Source organism: Stenotrophomonas sp. 1278 (genome assembly GCF_029892765.1).
GTDB classification, from domain to species: Bacteria; Pseudomonadota; Gammaproteobacteria; order Xanthomonadales; family Xanthomonadaceae; genus Stenotrophomonas; species Stenotrophomonas indicatrix.
Window position 1 is genome coordinate 111,080 of the sequence record NZ_JARXWD010000007.1, and the last position, 15,588, is coordinate 126,667.

23 protein-coding genes and 1 tRNA gene are annotated in these 15,588 nt (G+C 65.7%); 13 read left to right on the forward strand and 11 right to left on the reverse strand.

Annotation, left to right across the window (positions count from 1 at the left end):
* The first annotated feature begins 82 nt into the window (after positions 1-82).
* The 6 genes from pheT (at position 83) to M2299_RS09225 (ending at position 3,929) form a co-directional block, all read left to right on the forward strand.
* Positions 83-2,464 carry a phenylalanine--tRNA ligase subunit beta gene (pheT, locus tag M2299_RS09200; RefSeq protein ID WP_280884235.1) on the forward strand — a complete coding sequence of 794 codons (2,382 nt, stop codon included), beginning with the start codon at positions 83-85 and terminating at the stop codon, positions 2,462-2,464.
* Between the two features lie 27 nt (positions 2,465-2,491).
* Positions 2,492-2,791 carry an integration host factor subunit alpha gene (locus M2299_RS09205; RefSeq protein WP_005410432.1) on the forward strand — a complete coding sequence of 100 codons (300 nt, stop codon included), beginning with the start codon at positions 2,492-2,494 and terminating at the stop codon, positions 2,789-2,791.
* The gene (locus M2299_RS09210; RefSeq protein ID WP_005410431.1) at positions 2,772-3,128 is read left to right on the forward strand and encodes a MerR family transcriptional regulator; all 357 of its coding nucleotides are present in this window, start codon (positions 2,772-2,774) and stop codon (positions 3,126-3,128) included. Before M2299_RS09205 ends, M2299_RS09210 begins: the two co-directional genes overlap by 20 nt.
* A gap of 67 nt (positions 3,129-3,195) precedes the next feature.
* Positions 3,196-3,272: transfer RNA gene (locus M2299_RS09215), tRNA-Pro, on the forward strand.
* Between the two features lie 118 nt (positions 3,273-3,390).
* Complete coding sequence (locus tag M2299_RS09220) at positions 3,391-3,594, forward strand: hypothetical protein (RefSeq protein ID WP_025876303.1); 204 nt, start codon at positions 3,391-3,393, stop codon at positions 3,592-3,594.
* Positions 3,588-3,929 (forward strand): phosphotyrosine protein phosphatase, encoded by a 342-nt coding sequence (locus tag M2299_RS09225; RefSeq protein ID WP_025876304.1) that lies wholly within the window; start codon positions 3,588-3,590, stop codon positions 3,927-3,929. The genes M2299_RS09220 and M2299_RS09225 overlap by 7 nt, the downstream gene beginning before the upstream one ends.
* Here the strand turns inward: M2299_RS09225 and M2299_RS09230 are convergent.
* Genes M2299_RS09230 through M2299_RS09240 form a run of 3 tightly spaced genes read right to left on the reverse strand, consistent with a single transcriptional unit; the run spans position 3,899 to position 5,267 of the window.
* Positions 3,899-4,348 (reverse strand): GNAT family N-acetyltransferase, encoded by a 450-nt coding sequence (locus tag M2299_RS09230; RefSeq protein ID WP_099784898.1) that lies wholly within the window; start codon positions 4,346-4,348, stop codon positions 3,899-3,901. The genes M2299_RS09225 and M2299_RS09230 overlap by 31 nt on opposite strands.
* Complete coding sequence (locus M2299_RS09235) at positions 4,345-4,698, reverse strand: DUF6713 family protein (RefSeq protein ID WP_280884236.1); 354 nt, start codon at positions 4,696-4,698, stop codon at positions 4,345-4,347. The genes M2299_RS09230 and M2299_RS09235 overlap by 4 nt, the downstream gene beginning before the upstream one ends.
* A 59-nt stretch (positions 4,699-4,757) precedes the next feature.
* Positions 4,758-5,267 (reverse strand): DUF3011 domain-containing protein, encoded by a 510-nt coding sequence (locus M2299_RS09240; protein WP_280884237.1) that lies wholly within the window; start codon positions 5,265-5,267, stop codon positions 4,758-4,760.
* 324 nt (positions 5,268-5,591) lie between these two features.
* Between M2299_RS09240 and M2299_RS09245 the strand changes: the two genes are divergently transcribed.
* Positions 5,592-5,909, forward strand: a complete 318-nt coding sequence (locus tag M2299_RS09245) for a hypothetical protein (RefSeq protein ID WP_280884238.1) — start codon at positions 5,592-5,594, stop codon at positions 5,907-5,909.
* A gap of 51 nt (positions 5,910-5,960) precedes the next feature.
* Here the strand turns inward: M2299_RS09245 and M2299_RS09250 are convergent, their stop codons facing one another.
* Positions 5,961-6,653 (reverse strand): aspartate/glutamate racemase family protein, encoded by a 693-nt coding sequence (locus M2299_RS09250; protein WP_099843148.1) that lies wholly within the window; start codon positions 6,651-6,653, stop codon positions 5,961-5,963.
* 137 nt (positions 6,654-6,790) lie between these two features.
* On the opposite strand from M2299_RS09250, the gene M2299_RS09255 reads away from it, so the two are divergent.
* The 3 genes from M2299_RS09255 (at position 6,791) to M2299_RS09265 (ending at position 8,442) form a co-directional block, all read left to right on the forward strand.
* Positions 6,791-7,423: a cation transporter gene (locus M2299_RS09255; RefSeq protein ID WP_280884239.1), complete on the forward strand. Its 633-nt coding sequence runs from the start codon at positions 6,791-6,793 to the stop codon at positions 7,421-7,423.
* A 99-nt stretch (positions 7,424-7,522) separates the two neighbouring features.
* Positions 7,523-8,164: a LysE family translocator gene (locus M2299_RS09260; RefSeq protein ID WP_280884240.1), complete on the forward strand. Its 642-nt coding sequence runs from the start codon at positions 7,523-7,525 to the stop codon at positions 8,162-8,164.
* A 104-nt stretch (positions 8,165-8,268) separates the two neighbouring features.
* Positions 8,269-8,442 carry a DUF1328 domain-containing protein gene (locus M2299_RS09265; RefSeq protein ID WP_099843146.1) on the forward strand — a complete coding sequence of 58 codons (174 nt, stop codon included), beginning with the start codon at positions 8,269-8,271 and terminating at the stop codon, positions 8,440-8,442.
* A gap of 25 nt (positions 8,443-8,467) precedes the next feature.
* On the opposite strand, the gene M2299_RS09270 is transcribed toward M2299_RS09265, so the two are convergent.
* The 5 genes from M2299_RS09270 to M2299_RS09290 form a co-directional block, all read right to left on the reverse strand.
* Positions 8,468-8,800: an SMR family transporter gene (locus tag M2299_RS09270; RefSeq protein ID WP_025876322.1), complete on the reverse strand. Its 333-nt coding sequence runs from the start codon at positions 8,798-8,800 to the stop codon at positions 8,468-8,470.
* Between the two features lie 13 nt (positions 8,801-8,813).
* Positions 8,814-9,386 (reverse strand): TetR/AcrR family transcriptional regulator, encoded by a 573-nt coding sequence (locus M2299_RS09275; RefSeq protein ID WP_100436705.1) that lies wholly within the window; start codon positions 9,384-9,386, stop codon positions 8,814-8,816.
* Positions 9,387-9,463: 77 nt separating this feature from the next.
* On the reverse strand, positions 9,464-10,219 hold the full coding sequence (locus M2299_RS09280) for a transporter (protein WP_165780904.1): 756 nt from the start codon (positions 10,217-10,219) through the stop codon (positions 9,464-9,466).
* Positions 10,220-10,289: 70 nt separating this feature from the next.
* Positions 10,290-10,523 carry a DUF1653 domain-containing protein gene (locus tag M2299_RS09285; RefSeq protein ID WP_049468868.1) on the reverse strand — a complete coding sequence of 78 codons (234 nt, stop codon included), beginning with the start codon at positions 10,521-10,523 and terminating at the stop codon, positions 10,290-10,292.
* An 11-nt stretch (positions 10,524-10,534) separates the two neighbouring features.
* A complete protein-coding gene (locus tag M2299_RS09290) occupies positions 10,535-10,798 on the reverse strand; it encodes a hypothetical protein (RefSeq protein ID WP_280884241.1) in 264 nt (87 codons plus the stop codon).
* 417 nt (positions 10,799-11,215) lie between these two features.
* Here M2299_RS09290 and M2299_RS09295 point away from each other — a divergent pair, with 417 nt between their 5' ends.
* The 3 genes from M2299_RS09295 (at position 11,216) to M2299_RS09305 (ending at position 12,494) form a co-directional block, all read left to right on the forward strand.
* On the forward strand, positions 11,216-11,422 hold the full coding sequence (locus M2299_RS09295; RefSeq protein ID WP_025876332.1) for a hypothetical protein: 207 nt from the start codon (positions 11,216-11,218) through the stop codon (positions 11,420-11,422).
* Between the two features lie 130 nt (positions 11,423-11,552).
* Positions 11,553-12,116, forward strand: a complete 564-nt coding sequence (locus M2299_RS09300; RefSeq protein WP_089236266.1) for a DUF3011 domain-containing protein — start codon at positions 11,553-11,555, stop codon at positions 12,114-12,116.
* A 174-nt stretch (positions 12,117-12,290) separates the two neighbouring features.
* Positions 12,291-12,494, forward strand: coding sequence for a hypothetical protein (locus tag M2299_RS09305; RefSeq protein ID WP_032978640.1), 204 nt, complete (start codon positions 12,291-12,293; stop codon positions 12,492-12,494).
* A 150-nt stretch (positions 12,495-12,644) separates the two neighbouring features.
* Here the strand turns inward: M2299_RS09305 and dxs are convergent, their stop codons facing one another.
* Positions 12,645-14,552 carry a 1-deoxy-D-xylulose-5-phosphate synthase gene (gene dxs, locus M2299_RS09310; RefSeq protein ID WP_032951912.1) on the reverse strand — a complete coding sequence of 636 codons (1,908 nt, stop codon included), beginning with the start codon at positions 14,550-14,552 and terminating at the stop codon, positions 12,645-12,647.
* 105 nt (positions 14,553-14,657) lie between these two features.
* Positions 14,658-15,323, reverse strand: a complete 666-nt coding sequence (locus M2299_RS09315; RefSeq protein WP_025876340.1) for an HNH endonuclease — start codon at positions 15,321-15,323, stop codon at positions 14,658-14,660.
* Positions 15,324-15,588 lie beyond the last annotated feature (265 nt).

Below are 15,588 nucleotides of genomic sequence, written 5' to 3' on the forward strand. Positions count from 1 at the left end.
GCATCAGGTAGCGCCGGGCCATGCCCGGCGGACTCAACAACGCAGGCCCAGGCGCATGCGCCGGGCCCACCAGGGTGAACCCATGAAATTCTCCGAAAACTGGCTGCGCAGCCACGTCCCGACCACTGCCTCGCGCGATGAGCTCAGCGCGGTGCTGACCGCCATCGGCCTGGAAGTGGAAGACGTGACCGCGCTTGGCGATGGCCTGCAGCACGTGGTCGTCGCGCGTATCGTCGAAGCCGAGCGCCATCCCGAAGCCGACCGCCTGCAGGTGTGCAAGGTTGATGCGGGGCAGGCTGAGTTGCTGCAGATCGTCTGTGGTGCGCCGAATGCACGACCGGGCCTGGTCGCGCCGCTGGCGATGGTCGGTGCGCAGATCGGTGAGTTGAAGATCAAGCCGGCCAAGCTGCGCGGCGTCGAATCCAACGGCATGCTGTGCTCGGCCAAGGAGCTGGGCCTGGACAGCGATGCCTCCGGTTTGCTGGAACTGCCGGACGACGCGCCGGTCGGCCAGTCCCTGGTGGAGTACCTCGGCCTGCCGGATGCCAGCATCGAGATCAAGCTGACCCCCAACCGCGCCGACTGCTTCAGCATCCGCGGCATCGCCTATGACGTCGCCGCAGCGACGCGCAGCGAGGTACTGGATTTCATCGCAGCGCCGATCGCTGCCCAGAGCAGCCGCGAGCTGGCAATCCAGCTCGATGCAGGTGCCGAAGCGCCGCGCTATCTGGGTCGTGTCATCGAAGGTGTCAACGCCGCGGCGAAGACCCCGTTGTGGATGGCCGAGCGCCTGCGCCGCAGTGGCGTGCGCCCGGTATCGCTGCTGGTCGACATCACCCAGTACGTCATGCTCGAGCTGGGCCAGCCGATGCATGCCTACGATCTCGGCACCCTGCAGGGCACGATCGGTGTGCGCCGTTCGCGCGCAGGCGAAAGCCTGAAGCTGCTGGATGGCCGTGATGCTGCGCTGGACGACAGCTTCCTGGTGGTCACCGACGCTGATCGCGCGGTCGGCCTGGCCGGCCTGATGGGCGGCTTCGATACGCGCGTCACCGATGCCACCACCGCCGTGTTCCTGGAAGCGGCGCACTTCGCGCCGGCCGCGATCATGGGCCGCGGCCGCAAGCTGGGCCTGCACACCGATGCTGGCCACCGCTTCGAGCGTGGCGTCGACCCGGCGCTGCCGCGTACTGCCATCGAATACGCCACCCGCCTGGTGCTGGACCTGGCCGGCGGTACCCCCGCACCGGTTACCGAAGCGGTACGAGAGGCCGACCTGCCGCAGCCGGCGACGATCCTGCTGCGCCGCGCGCGCATCACCCGCGTGCTGGGCATCACCATCGAAGACGCCGAAGTCGAGCGCATCCTGCGCGCGCTGGGCATGCAGGTGGTGGACGCTGGCGAAGGCTGGCAGGTCACCGCGCCGAGCCGCCGCTTCGACATCGCCATCGAAGAAGACCTGATCGAGGAGCTGGCCCGGATCCACGGTTATGAGCAGATCCCGACCACGCTGCCGGGTGGCGCATCGCGTGTCGCGATGCCGTCCGAGACCCAGCTGGACGCGCTGAGCGTGCGCCGCCAGCTGATCGCACGCGATCTTCAGGAAACCGTCAATTTCGCCTTCGTCGACGATGGCCTGCTGGGCCAGTGGCAGCTGCGCGAGGATCTGGTGCCGCTGGCCAACCCGCTGTCGGCCGAACTGGCGGTGATGCGCCCGTCGCTACTGCCGGGCCTGGTTGCCACGCTGGGCCGCAACGCCGCCCGCCAGCTCGGCCGGGTGCGCCTGTTCGAGCTCGGCCGGGTGTTCGCGCAGCAGGCCGGAGACGGCCAGCCGGCGCCGCTGGAAACCCCGCGCGTGGCCGCTGCGGTCTGCGGTGAAGCGCAGGCGGTGCAGTGGGGCCTGCCGACCCGCAAGGTCGATTTCCATGACCTGAAGGGCGACCTGGAATCGCTGGCCGCGGCCAGTGGCGCGGTCCTGGAGTTCCGCCCATCCTCGCGTGCCTACGGCCATCCGGTGCGTTCGGCCGAGGTGTTCCGCGACGGCCTGGCCATCGGCTGGATCGGCCAGATCCACCCGCGTCTGGCCAAGGCGATGGACATCGACGTGGACGTGTACGCCTTCGAGCTGGATCTGGAAGCGCTGTCGGCCCGTGCGCTGCCGCGCGCCGGTGAACTGTCGCGCTACCCGGCAGTGCGCCGCGACCTGGCCTTCCTGGTGCCTGAACAGGTGGCCTGGAGTGACCTGGCCGCGACCATCCGTCAGGCTGCCGGTCCGCTGCTGCGCGAGCTGAACCTGTTCGATCGCTATGTCGGCCAGGGCGTCGAGCCGGGATTCAAGAGTCTCGCTATGGGCTTGATTTTGCAGGACAAGTCGCGCACTCTGACGGACCGCGACGTGGAAGCGGTAGTGGCCGAGGCGGTCACTGCCATCGAGCGTGAACACCACGCCCGGATCCGCGGCTGAGCGGGCAGCACTCGGGGGTAGCAGGCAATGGCATTGACCAAGGCGGAGATGGCGGAAAAGCTGTTCGACGAAGTCGGTCTGAACAAGCGGGAAGCCAAGGAATTCGTCGACGCGTTCTTCGATGTGCTGCGTGAAGCATTGGAACAGGGACGTCAGGTGAAGCTGTCGGGCTTTGGCAATTTCGACCTGCGGCGCAAGAACCAGCGCCCAGGTCGCAACCCCAAGACCGGCGAGGAAATTCCGATTTCCGCCCGTACGGTGGTTACCTTCCGTCCGGGCCAGAAGCTCAAGGAGAGGGTGGAAGCTTATGCTGGATCCGGGCAGTAACCGCGAACTTCCGCCGATTCCGGCCAAGCGCTACTTCACCATTGGTGAAGTCAGCGAACTGTGCGACGTCAAGCCGCACGTGCTGCGTTACTGGGAAACCGAGTTTCCCAGTCTCGAGCCGGCCAAGCGCCGTGGCAACCGTCGTTACTACCAGCGCCACGACGTGCTGATGGTGCGGCAGATCCGCAGCCTGCTGTACGAACAGGGCTACACCATCGGTGGCGCGCGCCTGCGCCTGGATGGTCCGGATGCGCGCGAGGAATCGGCCTTGAGCAACCAGATCATCAAGCAGGTGCGGATGGAACTGGAAGAAGTGCTGCAACTGCTGCGTCGCTGACCCATTTCCGCCGTAATCCGCTATACTTCACGGCCCGCCGCACTGGCGGGCACATCGCAGCATCAGTCGGGGCGTAGCGCAGCCTGGTAGCGCATCTGCCTGGGGGGCAGAGGGTCGTCGGTTCGAATCCGGCCGTCCCGACCACTGTGATGTAACAGACAAGCCTGCGCAGCGATGCGTGGGCTTTTTTGTTGCGGCGTTGTATCCTGCGCGCACTCGTACTACCGCGGCTGCTGAACCCGGTACTCACGAGAACACGATCATGGAAACGCAAAGGAACCGCGCCTGGAGGCGCTCGCAGTCGCGCCACCACGCTGGCGACCACACGGCAGCACCGTCGATCTTCAAGCCGGAAAAGAACTGGAAGCTGATGTATACGCGCGGCGACAAGCTGCTGCGGGCGCGCCAGCTGGGTTTCACCTATCCAGTCCTCAGCCCGCGGCAACTGCTGGACCAGGAATGTTGAACCTGTTGTTTGTCTGCAGTCGCAACCAGCTGCGCAGCCCCACCGCTGAAGCGATGTGGCAGCGCCGGCCAGGTATCAGTGCGCGCTCGGCAGGCACCAGCCCGCATGCGCGCCGGCCCATCAGCCCAGCGGATATCCGCTGGGCTGATGTCATCTTCGTGATGGAGCCCAAGCACCAGCATCGGCTGCAGGCGAATTTTGCCCGCCTGCTTGAACACACGCCGCTGCACTGCCTGGATATCCCCGACGACTATCGCTGCATGGATCCGGCGCTGATGGCGCTGCTTGAAGCGAAGGTCGCGCCTTACCTCACATCGTCAGTAGCGAAGCGGTAGATCAACTCCGGATCGCCTTCGTCGAGGCCGTGCACGATGCCGCACTGCTGGAAACCAGCGGCTGCCAGCAGCCGCTGCATGTTGGCGTTGGATTGGTTGGTGGAGGTGAAAAGCCTGGCACCTGCGCTGCACGACGTGGCATGCAGAAGCAGCGCGCTGCCGACGCCGTGTCCGCGCAGTGGCGAGGCGACCATCAGCATCTCGATGAAGGCTTCACCGAAGAAGTGCCGGTGCTGGACCCGGTAGCCGGCCAGCGTGTCGTCGAGTTCGGCGACGTGCATGTGGCCATCCGCCAGCCATTGGCCGATCTGCACGGCACGCCGTGGGTCATCGGCCGCAACGCTGTCCAGGGAGATCAGTGCCGGAAGATCCGTGCACACGGCCGCGCGTATCCGAACTGCTGGAGCCCGCACGTTCATCGCCGACGGCTGCGCAGCATCAAACCGCTGCCGCTGACCAGGCAGGCCAGAAGCGTGAGCAGCGACAGCGGCAGGTGGAATTCACCACGACCGGCCGCAGCGAAGCCTGCATCGATGAGGGCTGTGCCGATACCCAGCGCGCCGCACAGCAGTGCGTAGCGGCGCGCAGAGCCCAGGCCGAGCACGACCTGACGGTAACCGTGCAGCAGTACGCCGATGGCAAGCAGATTGAAAAGCAGGAATCCCTGGATGCCGCCGGGCACCTGGAACATACGCCACTCCTGCCAGAACGCGGCATCGATCTGATGCAGCAGCAAGGACATCATCGTTGCCAGGTACCAGCGTTCCATGCGGTGTTTCCTGCTGCGGGAGCTTCATTCTAGCGATGATGGGCCCGCAGCCATCGCACTCAGTAGACGCGGAATTCGGCGCGGCAACCGTCGCTGACCCATACACCGCGTCGGTCCCAGCCCCAGTTGCGGTCCTCGGTGCAGGTGGTGACCGATTTCTGCTTGACCAGCCGCACGTCATGACGGACGCGGATGCGGCACTGTTTCTCCTTGTTTTCGTAGGATTCGCAGACCAGGCGCTCGCCATCGCGATCACGGTCACGCTCACGCCCGGGCCAGCGGCCACGCCCGCGTTCTTCGGCGACGAATTCGGCGCGACAGCCGTCGGTAACCCACAGCATGCCGCGGCGCTGTCCCCAGTTGTCATCTTCAACGCATCGCGTCACCGACAGCTGCCGCGCCAGTCGCGCGCGTCCTTCGAACGGGCACTGCTGGGTCTTGTTGAAGTGCGATTCGCAGGTCGTGCGCGGTGACGATTCGCTGTCGTAATCCTGTGCCGAGACGGTCGTTGCGGCCAGCAGCAGGGCAAGTGCAGAGCCGCCCAAGGGCAGTAGCAGGCGAAGGCTCATTGAAACCTCGGTTTGGGGATGGGACGCAAGAATGGCGCACGTATGGCGCGCTGCGACGACTGCGGGCTGCGCTGGCTCAGGACGGATTTATAAGTGTGCGACGGCGCATGCAGGGCGTTACATCCCGTATCATCCCGGGCACATCCGATTGCATCGGTTTACAGTTTTTTACACGTTCCAGCGCTTTCGGACGCGGCCTTCGGGCATCGCCCGTGGCCGCTGGCGCGGGTGCGGACAAGGATGTGCGGACCACGACGACCACAGGGGGTTGCGTTGATCAGCAGTATCGTCATTCATCGGTCGGCCGGCACAGGCACGGCCGACGTGCAGGTCCTGGACACGACGTTCAAGGGCAAGCGTGTTTTTGTTGCGTGGGGCCTGCGTGGCCTGGAACTGACCCGCGAAGTCGAGCCGGAAGATACGGTTGCGGCCCGCGATGCCTTGCGGCGGGCTTCCCGCCAGGCCGACGGGCCGCGCAGCAGCGAGATTTTCATTGCCAGCCAATCGGGCGTGGCCATCAGTGTCTACCGGATGCTGACCGAAGCCCGCAGCGGTGACGCCGTGTTCTTCCTGTGCGATTCGCCACCGGTGGTGGAATGGCTGGTTACTTCGCTGGAAGTGCAACCCGAATCGCCTGCGTGACCGGACGCCTGACCGTGCAGTCGAGCCTGCTCGACTGCATCCCGCCGTGGGTTACGCCAACGCTGCGTCCACTGCCGCGCGCGCATGCAGGGTCGTGGTGTCGAACAGCGGCACCGGGCTGTCTTCGGCGCGTACCAGCAGCATGATCTCGGTACAGCCGAGGATGATCGCCTCGGCACCGCGGGCAACGAGGCGTTCAATCACTTCGACGTACACCTGCCGTGATCGCTCGTTGACCACCCCGGCGATCAACTCCTCGTAGATGATCGCGTGTACCTCGCGGCGGTCATCGGCCTCCGGAACCAGTACGTCCAGGCCGAAGCGCTCGCTCAGGCGGCCACGGTAGAAGTCTTCCTCCATGGTGAAGGCGGTGCCGAGCAGGCCGACGCGCTGCAGACCGGCCTGCACGATCGCCGTGGCGGTCGGGTCGGCGATATGCAGCAAGGGCAGCGGGCAGGCCGCCTCGATCTCAGCAACGAGTTTGTGCATGGTGTTGGTGCAGATCAGCAGCAGGTCGGCGCCACCGGCCTGCAGCCGCCGTGCGGCATCGACCATTTCGTTGCCCAGGGCATTCCAGTCGCCGTCGTGCTGCAGTTGCTTGATGCGGGCGAAATCCAGCGACCACATCAGCAACTGCGCCGAATGCGCGCCGCCCAACCGCGCGCGTACCTCTTCATTGATGAGGCGGTAGTACTGCGCCGAACTTTCCCAGCTCATGCCACCGATCAGGCCAAGCGTCTTCATGCGTGTCTCCGTGCCGGGGAAGCGCCATTGCAGCACAACATGGGCCGGGGCGTGCAATTGTGGGTGGAGCCGTCGCAGCAGCAGCCGACGGGCCTGATCGGCGTGATAATGGGGTACGACAGGCAGAGGGCAGGGCGATGGGCGAGTGCTGTGGCTGCGGCAAGACGCTGGATGTGGCAGCCATGCAGGCGCGCCACCGGCGCGTGCTGTGGGTCGTCCTGCTGATCAACCTGGCGACCTTCCTGATGATGGTCGGCGCGTCCTGGTACAGCCATTCGTCCTCGTTGCTCTCCGGTGCGCTGGACAACCTGGGCGATGCGGCGACCTATCTGCTGAGCCTGCTGGTGGTGGGGGCCGGCGTGGCGGCCAAGGCGCGGGTTGCGTTGTTCAAGGGCGTGCTGATCCTGGCTGCGGCCGTGGCAGTGGCCGTGCAGATTGGATGGCGGCTGGCGCATCCGCAGGTCCCCCTGTTTGAAAGCATGGGCCTGGCCGCGCTGTTGAACCTTGCTGCCAACGGTTTCTGCCTGTGGCTGCTGACGCCGTATCGCAATGATGACGTGAACCTGGCATCGGCCTGGGAATGCGCACGCAACGATATCTTCGAGGGCGTTTCGGTGGTGCTGGCGGCGGGGCTGGTGGCGCTGTTCGGTGCCGGTTGGCCGGACCTGCTGGTCGCCATCGCGCTGCTGGTCGTGTTCCTGCGCTCGGCGCTGCGGGTGCTGCGCATCGCGATGACCGAGCTGCGCGCATCGCGCATTGCCAGCGGCTGAGCCGCAGCAGCTGTAACCGTCGAATCGACCCCGGACTGTACATGGTGGTGACAGCCGCTGCGCACTATCCTTGCAGGGATTATTACGGTGGATGAAGTGATGGCCCTGCATACCTGGTGGTGGTTCCTGGCGACAGTCTTCGTGCTGTGTGGCACGCCGGGCCCGAACATGCTGCACATCCTGGGGCGCAGCGTCGGCTTGGGCTTCCGTCGCAGCGTGCCGGCCATGGCCGGTTGCCTGCTGGCGATGCTGCTTGTGCTTGCGGCGTCCGCGGCCGGCCTGAGCGCGGTGCTGCGATCATCGCCGATGCTGTTCGATGTGCTGCGTTACCTGGGTGTGGCCTACCTGGCCTGGCTGGGCATCAAGGCGTGGCGGGACAGCTACCGGCAGGCGCCGGTGGCGACAGGCGTCGATGCAGCAGCGCTGGCGCCGGTGCACGGTGCCTGGGCAGTGTTCCGTGGTGGCCTGCTGGTGGGGTTGAGCAATCCCAAGCTGCTGCTGTTCGCCGCCGCGTTCCTGCCGCAGTTCGTCGACCCCGCGCGTGGCCAGGCCGTGCAGTACACGGTGCTGGTGGCGACCTTCGCCACCTGCGAACTGTTCTGGTACGTGATGTATGCCGCAGGCGGACATGGGCTGCGCCGTTGGCTGGCAAAGCCATTTGCGCAACGCTGGTTCGAACGCCTGGTCGGCAGCGTGTTCCTCGCTTTCGCAGTGGCGCTGCTGCGCTTCCGGCCGCGCTGAGCGGGTTCGTTTCACGCCGCGCCTGCGACCTGTTCACGCGTGTGGCATCGCGGCGTACCTAACCTGATCCCACCTTCAGCATTCCCGCCAGGGAGAGGATCGACATGATCAAGTGGGCCATCATTTTCGCCATCATCGGCCTGATCGCCGGTGCGCTGGGTTTCGGCGGCGTCGCCGGCGCTGCCGTGGGCATCGCCAAGTTCCTGTTCTGGGCCGGCATCATCATTGCCGTCGTACTTTTCGTGCTTGGCATGACCGTCGCCAAGAAGGTCGCCTAGCCCGGGTGTTCGTGCAGCAGCGCGTTCAATGCGCGCTGCTGTGCGAGAACAGGTTGATGACCAGCACGCCGGCACAGATCAGGCCGATACCGATCAGCGCCGGAGCGTCCAGGCGCTGTTTGAACACCAGCAGCCCGATCAGCGAAATCAGCACGATGCCGACTCCGGACCAGATCGCATAGGCGATGCCGGTGGGGATCGACTTCATCGTCAGCGACAGCAGGTAGAAGCACACACCGTAACCGGCAAGCGCGCCCAGCGTGGGACCGAGCCGGGTCATGCCTTCGGATGCCTTGAGCAGGGACGTGGCGATCACCTCCAGCACGATCGCACCGGCCAGGTAGACATATGGGTTCATCGAATCCTCCTGCTCATGCCGGTTCGCACAGCTTCAGTGCCTCCAGGGCCATCGCCTGGGCGCTCTGCCGCTCGTCTTCGTCCAGCGGCCGCCCATAGGCGGTGGCCCAGTAACCATCGGCAACGCAACGCGCGGCGTACAGGCGCGGATCGCTGGCTTCATCCGGGAACTCGGCGAGCATGCCGCGCAGCCACGTGCGCCAGTACACCAGAAGCGCCGGCTCCAGCATGTTGCCCATGGTGAGCCCGATGTCGTTGATCTGCTCCTGCTGCAGCAGATGTTCGAAATTCACCTGCACATAGGCACGGCTGAAGCCGCCATGTCGGCTCGGGGACTGTCGCAGCACCGCACGCACTCTGTCCTCGAAGTCGGCGATGAGCGAGGTCAGCGTCGCCTCGACCAGGTCCTGCTTGCTGCTGAAGTGATGGAACAGCGCGCCCTTGCTGACACCGGCGGCGTCGGCGACGTCCTGCACGGTGAGGGCCGCCAGCCCATTCTGGCCGAGGGTATGGGCGGTTGCGTGCAGCAGTGCCTGGCGCACGCTGTCGGGCGCCTTGCGGCGGGAGCGAGGAGGGGATTCTGTCATGGGGGGACGAAACCGACTGGACGGTATGATTGTAGCGCGAGGGCGATGCGCCCGGGGCGCACGATCAGGTCTTGAGCTCACTGCAGATAGAACGCGATGCCGGTGCCGAGCTGCAGGTCGGGGCTGTTGCGATTGAGGCCCAGGTCGAACGAGGCGTCCAGCTGCACGTTCGGCCGCAGCATCCAGGTCAGCCCTGCGCCGGCGATGGCCTGGTCAGGTTGCTGGTTGGCGTGGGTGAAACCGGCTTCGAGATAGGTGCCAAGCCGCTCGGTCACGCTCAACGAGAGGCTGGGCGACCAGGTGGTGCTGCGCTGGCCGGCGCCACGCTGATGACTGCCATACAGCGCGCCGCTCCAGCGGTCGTTGAAGCTGTGCTCGACGCTGGCGGCCAGCGCGTACTGGCGGCCGTCGCTGAAGGCTGCATCGCCACGCGCGATCACCCCGCTGGCCAGCAGCGCCCACGCCGTGCGCTCGGTACTGCCGGGACCTGCCCATTTCAGTCCGACGGTGCTGTCGCCGGCGCCGCGCTGCTGCGTGCGCGGCATGTCGGGGCCACGTTCTCGCTGACGCTGCCATGGCGAGGACGCCAACTGCAGTTCCCAGCCCGGCGCCAGGCCCGTGCGCAGCAGCAGGTCGCTGGACAGCGTCGTCGTGCGCAGGCCGTCGCGATCACGCTCGCGTTGATAGCTGGGCAGGCCCAGTTCGACGGCAAGGCCGCCACGCGGCACCGTGTCGGTGCCGAAGCCGATGCCGGGACGATCGAAGCTGGGAGGTTCCGCGCCCAGCACCGGGGTGCTGGCCAGCGACAGGGCGATCAACAGGGTGTGGCGCATGCGGGTTCCGTCTCGCAGGGGGTCTTCAGCATGCCCGGCGATACCGTGCGCGCGGCGTGAGCCGCACCGCTCAGTCGCTGATGCGGGCGAAACGCGCCTGCGGGCCGTGCTCGCCGGGCACCTGCTCAATGAACATCGTATAGGGCCGCACCCACAGGCCGCCCTCGCCATACAGAGCGCGGTAGAGAACCATCGGCTGCAGCGTCTCACTGCTGCGGACGATGTCGATCACTTCGTACTCGCCACCCTTGAAGTGGCGGTAGCGGCCAGGTGCCAGCGCGGGCAGCGGGGTCAGGTCGGTCATTGGTGGGCCCGTTACCTGCGTGCCGGCGACGCCGGAGTGGCGCAGTAGGCATCGATGGCTTCGGCGGTGTTGGCCAGGCCCTGCGCCTGTGCCAGTTCCCACGGGCGCTCGCAGCGCTGGCTGCGTTCGCACCACTGATAGCCGGCCGAACCGATGCAACCGTGCGCATCGCGATCGCCACCGACCACGGGTGTGGCGGTGTCATGGGTGACTGGTTTTTCCGGGCTGGCACACGCGGCCAGAGCCAGCAGCGGGATCAGCATCAGGACTTTCATGGGCGCGGCTCCGTGCCGTAAACCGACAGTCTGTTCGGTCCCGGCAGCAGCGGCAAGCATCGCTGGCCGATCCTCAACTCAGCGATGCGCGGACCAGTTCCTCGATCAATACCACGTAGCTGGCGGCGAAATAGAACTTCAGCAGCGTCGAACGCTGCAGTGGAAGCGAGGTGCGCATGTGGAAGGGGCCCCTGTTGATGACGATAGTGTGAAGCGCGGCTGACTTCGTGACAAGAGTCACGGAACGAGTTTCCTAAATGGCCTCAGGGATGTGATGGGGGGCGCGTTCTGAGGCGATGGTGGGGAGTTTTCGGATAAATCCGATAGGTCTTCTCCGGGGCGCTGGCTAGGCTGGTCGGGCATCGGAGATCGGCCTTGCGCCGGTCCCCCGATTTCCCAGAAACGCAGGAGCCCACCATGGTCATCACTGTCCAATGCACCGCCCAGCGCTGGTCCGTCCTGGATCCGCAGACACGCGCGACCGAAGTGTTCAGCACCGGTGCGGCCGCCTTCGATGCCGCTGCCTCCCGGGCCAGCGAGCATCACTGCCGTACCGGCCAGCACAGCACCGTGCGCGTGGAAGCGCTGGGCACCGCGGTCGACGCGCTGCACTTCGGCCGCTGAGCCACCGCAGCCGCAGTCAGTTGCGGTTGGGTTGGTTGAATGGGGGAAAAACCGCCGTCGCGGCTCCCTCTGTGCGGCACGCCGGGAATCCCTGATGCTTGCCTCCACCGTATTCACCTGGAGACAAGGGATGGGCAAGGGACTCACTTGGCGCACCGTGGCGTGCACCCTGTTGCCGATGATGGCTGCTGCTGGCGGCGTGCAGGCGCAGAACTATGGCTACGACGATCGCTACGATGATCGTGGTGGCAATGGCATCGTGCGCTGCGAATCGATCAAGAACCGCAGCAACGAGTGCCGGCTGGAAGGGCGTGCGCGCATGATCCGCCAGTTATCCGGCTCCCCCTGTGTGGAAGGTGAGACCTGGGGCCAGTCCCGTTACGGTGTCTGGGTTACCCAGGGCTGCCGTGCCGAATTCGTCGGTGAATACCGGCGGCCGGGCGGTGGCGGCGGTGGTTGGGGTGGCGGTGGTGGCAACGGCTGGGGCGGAAGCCAGTGGGGTGGTGGTGGCCAGGTGATTGCCTGCCATTCCAATGACCGGCGCCAGCAGTACTGCGATGCGCAGGTTCGTCGCGGCGTGCGTCTGGTACGACAGGAATCGCGCAGTGCCTGCATCGAAGGCCAGTCCTGGGGCTGGGACCGCCGTGGCATCTGGGTCAGCAATGGCTGCAGGGCCCAGTTCCAGGTGAATTGAGCGGCTGTCGCAATCGGCTCAAGATCAGAAAAATCTGATAGCGATCACACTTCTTTCCTCGTATTGTCGACTCCCGGGACGCCTTGCGCGTCCCGGTTCGCACTGGCCATTCCTGTCGCGCCTGGTGCGGTCATTCTCTCGTCGTCGATACGCTGTTCAAGGAGTGAGCAACGCATGTTGATCCGACTGCAATGTGAGCAGCGCCAGTGGCGCGTGCTGCACCCGGACAAGCCGGAGCCGATCGAGTTCCGCGATGGCGTCCGTGCCTTCGATTTCGCCGAAACCCTGGCCCGCCTGCATTTCACCGATACCGGCCAGCGCGCCTCGGTGCGGGTGGAGTCCAGCGGTGCGTTTGTCGAGGCGATCAGCTACGGCTGAGCACGCCGCGTGTCGGCACGGTCCGCGCCATCCACGCATGGCGTGGATCTGCTTTTGCGCCACCAGCAATCTGGTAGATCCACGCCATGCGTGGATGAGGAACCTGGGGAGCCACGCATGGCCTGGCCCCACCAGACCCCTGCAACGCTCTCAGCCCGCCGCGCTCAACGGCGGGTTGCCGGCGGCCAGCTGCGGCCAGCGCTTGAGCAGGGCCGCACGGATGCCGGCCGCATCGATGCCGGCCTCGGCCAGCAGGTCCTCGCGGCTGGCGTGATGCTGGAAGGCATCGGGCAGGCCCAGGTGCAGGATCGGACGCAGCACGTCCTCGGCATTGAGCAGTTCGGCCACGGCCGAACCTGCGCCGCCCGCCACCACGTTGTCTTCGATCGTCACCAGGGCGTCGTGCTGGTTGGCCATGGCCAGCACCAGCTCGCGATCGAGTGGCTTGATGAAACGCATGTTGACCACGCTCAAACCCAGTTCGCGACCCACCTGTTCGGCGGCGGCGACGGTGCTGCCGAACGCGAGCAGCGCGACGCGGTTGCCTTGCAGGCGCAGCTCGCCCTTGCCGATCGGCAGGGTCGACAGATCGCTGCCGGCATCCACGCCGGTACCGCTGCCGCGCGGGTAGCGCACCGCAGCCGGGCCGGGGTGCTGCAGGCCGGTGCTGAGCATCTGCCGGCACTCGGCCTCGTTGGAGGGTGCCATCACCACCATGTTCGGCACGCAGCGCAGGAAGCTGAGGTCGAGGTTGCCGGCGTGGGTTGCACCATCCGGGCCGACGACGCCGGCGCGATCGATCGCGAACAGCACATCCAGGTCCTGGATGGCCACGTCATGCACCAACTGGTCGTACGCGCGCTGCAGGAAGGTGGAATAGATCGCCACCACCGGCTTGCCGCCCTGGGTGGCCATGCCTGCGGCCAGGGTCACCGCGTGCTGCTCTGCGATGGCTACGTCGAAGTAGCGCTGCGGATATTCCCTGCTGAAGCGCACCAGGCCCGAGCCTTCGCGCATTGCCGGAGTGATGCCATACAGACGCGGCTCGGCCGCGGCGGCGTCACACAACCAGTCGCCAAACACATCGGTATAGGTGGGCTTCTTCGCGCCGGTCTTGGCCACCAGGCCCTTGTCCGGATCGAACGGGCCCACCGCGTGGTAACCGATCTGGTCGCCTTCAGCCGGCTCGTAACCCTTGCCCTTGGTGGTCATCACATGCAGCAGCTTCGGGCCCTTGGAGGCACGCAGCGTCTTCAGCGCGGACAGCAGCGCCGGCAGGTCATGGCCATCGATCGGGCCGGTGTAATGGAAGCCCATTTCCTCGAACATCGTGGACGGCACGAACATGCCCTTCCAGTGTTCTTCCCAGCGCTTCACGAAACGCGCGGGATTGTTCTTCTTGTCGCCAAGGATCTTCTTGCCGCCTTCGCGCAGCGCATTGAGCGTGCGGCTGCCGGTGGCGCGGCCGAGCATCTTGGTCAGCCCGCCCACTGCCTCGGAGATCGACATGTTGTTGTCGTTGAGGATCACCAGCAGGTTCGGTTCCGGTTCCATGCCGCCGGCGTGCATCAGCGCTTCGAACGCCATGCCGGCGGTCATCGCACCGTCGCCGATCACGGCCACGACCTTGCGATCATCACCTTCGGTCTGGCGCGCGATGGCCATGCCCAGTGCCGCCGAGATCGAGGTCGAGGAGTGGCCGACACCGAAGGTGTCGTACTCGCTTTCCTCGCGCTTGGGGAACGGCGCGACGCCATCCTTCTGCTTGACGGTATGGATCTCGTCGCGGCGACCGGTGAGGATCTTGTGCGGATAGGTCTGGTGGCCGACGTCCCAGACCAGCTGGTCGACCGGGGTCTGGTACAGGTAGTGCAGGGCCACGGTGAGCTCGATCACGCCCAGGCCGGCGGCGAAATGGCCACCGCTTTTGCCGACCGATTCGATCAGGTAGGCACGCAGTTCATCGGCGACCGCCGTCAGTTCGGATTCGTCGAACGTGCGCAGGTCATCCGGTGTCTGGATGCGCGCGAGGCGGGGATAGCGGGCAGAGTCGATCATCATGTTCGCACTTGTTCTGAACGCCCATTTTCGCCCTCAAACGGGGGTGGGGCAAGCAAACGCCGCCGCCCGTGACAGGACGGTGAGGGTTGCATTCCCCGATGTTCAGGTGCAGAGCTTGGAACGCTTGGGCAGCTGGGCCCTCAGGAACGCCATCTGGTCGGCCAGGATGTTGCGGTTGGACAGGATCAGGTGCTCGATCCAGCTCGGCCGGTACGGCACTGCCAGCAGCGGCATGCCGGCCTGTTGCGGGGTGCGGTCGCTCTTGCGCGAATTGCAATGGAAGCAGGCGGTGACTACGTTTTCCCAGGTATCCAGGCCGCCTTTGGACAAGGGCATGACGTGGTCGCGGGTCAGAGTCGGGCGTCCGAACTGCTGTCCACAGTAAAGACAGAGATGGGCATCGCGGGCGAACAGGGCCGGGTTGGTCAGGTTCGGTGTCGGGTCCAGTGCACGCGAGCGGGCATGGCCGCGCGCGGCGATGATCGGGTGCAGGTCCATTCCGCTCTGCATGCCACTGCGACGATTGGTCCCACCGTGGATGTGCAGGCAGGGATCGCCGAGGGTCCAGGCGACGGCATCACGGGCGTAGAGGCAGGCGGCGTCCTGCCAGGTGATCCAATCCAGGACCCGGCCATGACCATCCAGTGAGAGCAGCCGGACCGTGCCGGGGCGATGCAGCGTCGTGGCGTTGGGCGATGCTTCGGCGCCCGGAGCAGAAAACGGAGCTCCGGCTTCGATCAGACCCAAGCGTGTAGTGTCTGTCTCCATCGGGAAAACAGCTTATACCTGAATGTTGACGATTTGTGTATCGCCCGCTGGGCGATACACAAATCGTCAACATTCAGGTCCGCGCATTCTTCCTATCCCCCGCGCCGTCGGCGCGCCCCCCCTTAACAAAGGGGGGCTTTTCTCCAGAGGGATTTCGGTGGTTTCCATCCACGCTTGGTGTGGATCTACCGGGAAATTGTCGAAGGCGGGGTGGGGCCGGTTGCGGGGGCGTGAGCCGCATGGATGCGGCGACCGAGCTTACATG

Excerpts from the sequence above, each read along its gene's own strand:
- M2299_RS09300 (WP_089236266.1), top strand. The coding sequence starts at position 11,553 with ATGGGCAAGGGACTCACTTGGCGCACCGTGGCGTGCACCCTGTTGCCG.
- M2299_RS09210 (WP_005410431.1), top strand. The coding sequence starts at position 2,772 with ATGCTGGATCCGGGCAGTAACCGCGAACTTCCGCCGATTCCGGCCAAG.
- M2299_RS09295 (WP_025876332.1), top strand. The coding sequence starts at position 11,216 with ATGGTCATCACTGTCCAATGCACCGCCCAGCGCTGGTCCGTCCTGGAT.
- M2299_RS09230 (WP_099784898.1), bottom strand. The coding sequence starts at position 4,348 with ATGAACGTGCGGGCTCCAGCAGTTCGGATACGCGCGGCCGTGTGCACG.
- M2299_RS09315 (WP_025876340.1), bottom strand. The coding sequence starts at position 15,323 with ATGGAGACAGACACTACACGCTTGGGTCTGATCGAAGCCGGAGCTCCG.
- M2299_RS09285 (WP_049468868.1), bottom strand. The coding sequence starts at position 10,523 with ATGACCGACCTGACCCCGCTGCCCGCGCTGGCACCTGGCCGCTACCGC.
- M2299_RS09290 (WP_280884241.1), bottom strand. The coding sequence starts at position 10,798 with ATGAAAGTCCTGATGCTGATCCCGCTGCTGGCTCTGGCCGCGTGTGCC.
- M2299_RS09250 (WP_099843148.1), bottom strand. The coding sequence starts at position 6,653 with ATGAAGACGCTTGGCCTGATCGGTGGCATGAGCTGGGAAAGTTCGGCG.
- M2299_RS09280 (WP_165780904.1), bottom strand. The coding sequence starts at position 10,219 with ATGCGCCACACCCTGTTGATCGCCCTGTCGCTGGCCAGCACCCCGGTG.
- M2299_RS09240 (WP_280884237.1), bottom strand. The coding sequence starts at position 5,267 with ATGAGCCTTCGCCTGCTACTGCCCTTGGGCGGCTCTGCACTTGCCCTG.
- M2299_RS09235 (WP_280884236.1), bottom strand. The coding sequence starts at position 4,698 with ATGGAACGCTGGTACCTGGCAACGATGATGTCCTTGCTGCTGCATCAG.
- pheT (WP_280884235.1), top strand. The coding sequence starts at position 83 with ATGAAATTCTCCGAAAACTGGCTGCGCAGCCACGTCCCGACCACTGCC.
- M2299_RS09305 (WP_032978640.1), top strand. The coding sequence starts at position 12,291 with ATGTTGATCCGACTGCAATGTGAGCAGCGCCAGTGGCGCGTGCTGCAC.
- M2299_RS09275 (WP_100436705.1), bottom strand. The coding sequence starts at position 9,386 with ATGACAGAATCCCCTCCTCGCTCCCGCCGCAAGGCGCCCGACAGCGTG.
- M2299_RS09270 (WP_025876322.1), bottom strand. The coding sequence starts at position 8,800 with ATGAACCCATATGTCTACCTGGCCGGTGCGATCGTGCTGGAGGTGATC.
- M2299_RS09205 (WP_005410432.1), top strand. The coding sequence starts at position 2,492 with ATGGCATTGACCAAGGCGGAGATGGCGGAAAAGCTGTTCGACGAAGTC.
- M2299_RS09220 (WP_025876303.1), top strand. The coding sequence starts at position 3,391 with ATGGAAACGCAAAGGAACCGCGCCTGGAGGCGCTCGCAGTCGCGCCAC.
- M2299_RS09265 (WP_099843146.1), top strand. The coding sequence starts at position 8,269 with ATGATCAAGTGGGCCATCATTTTCGCCATCATCGGCCTGATCGCCGGT.
- M2299_RS09225 (WP_025876304.1), top strand. The coding sequence starts at position 3,588 with ATGTTGAACCTGTTGTTTGTCTGCAGTCGCAACCAGCTGCGCAGCCCC.
- M2299_RS09260 (WP_280884240.1), top strand. The coding sequence starts at position 7,523 with ATGGCCCTGCATACCTGGTGGTGGTTCCTGGCGACAGTCTTCGTGCTG.
- dxs (WP_032951912.1), bottom strand. The coding sequence starts at position 14,552 with ATGATCGACTCTGCCCGCTATCCCCGCCTCGCGCGCATCCAGACACCG.
- M2299_RS09255 (WP_280884239.1), top strand. The coding sequence starts at position 6,791 with ATGGGCGAGTGCTGTGGCTGCGGCAAGACGCTGGATGTGGCAGCCATG.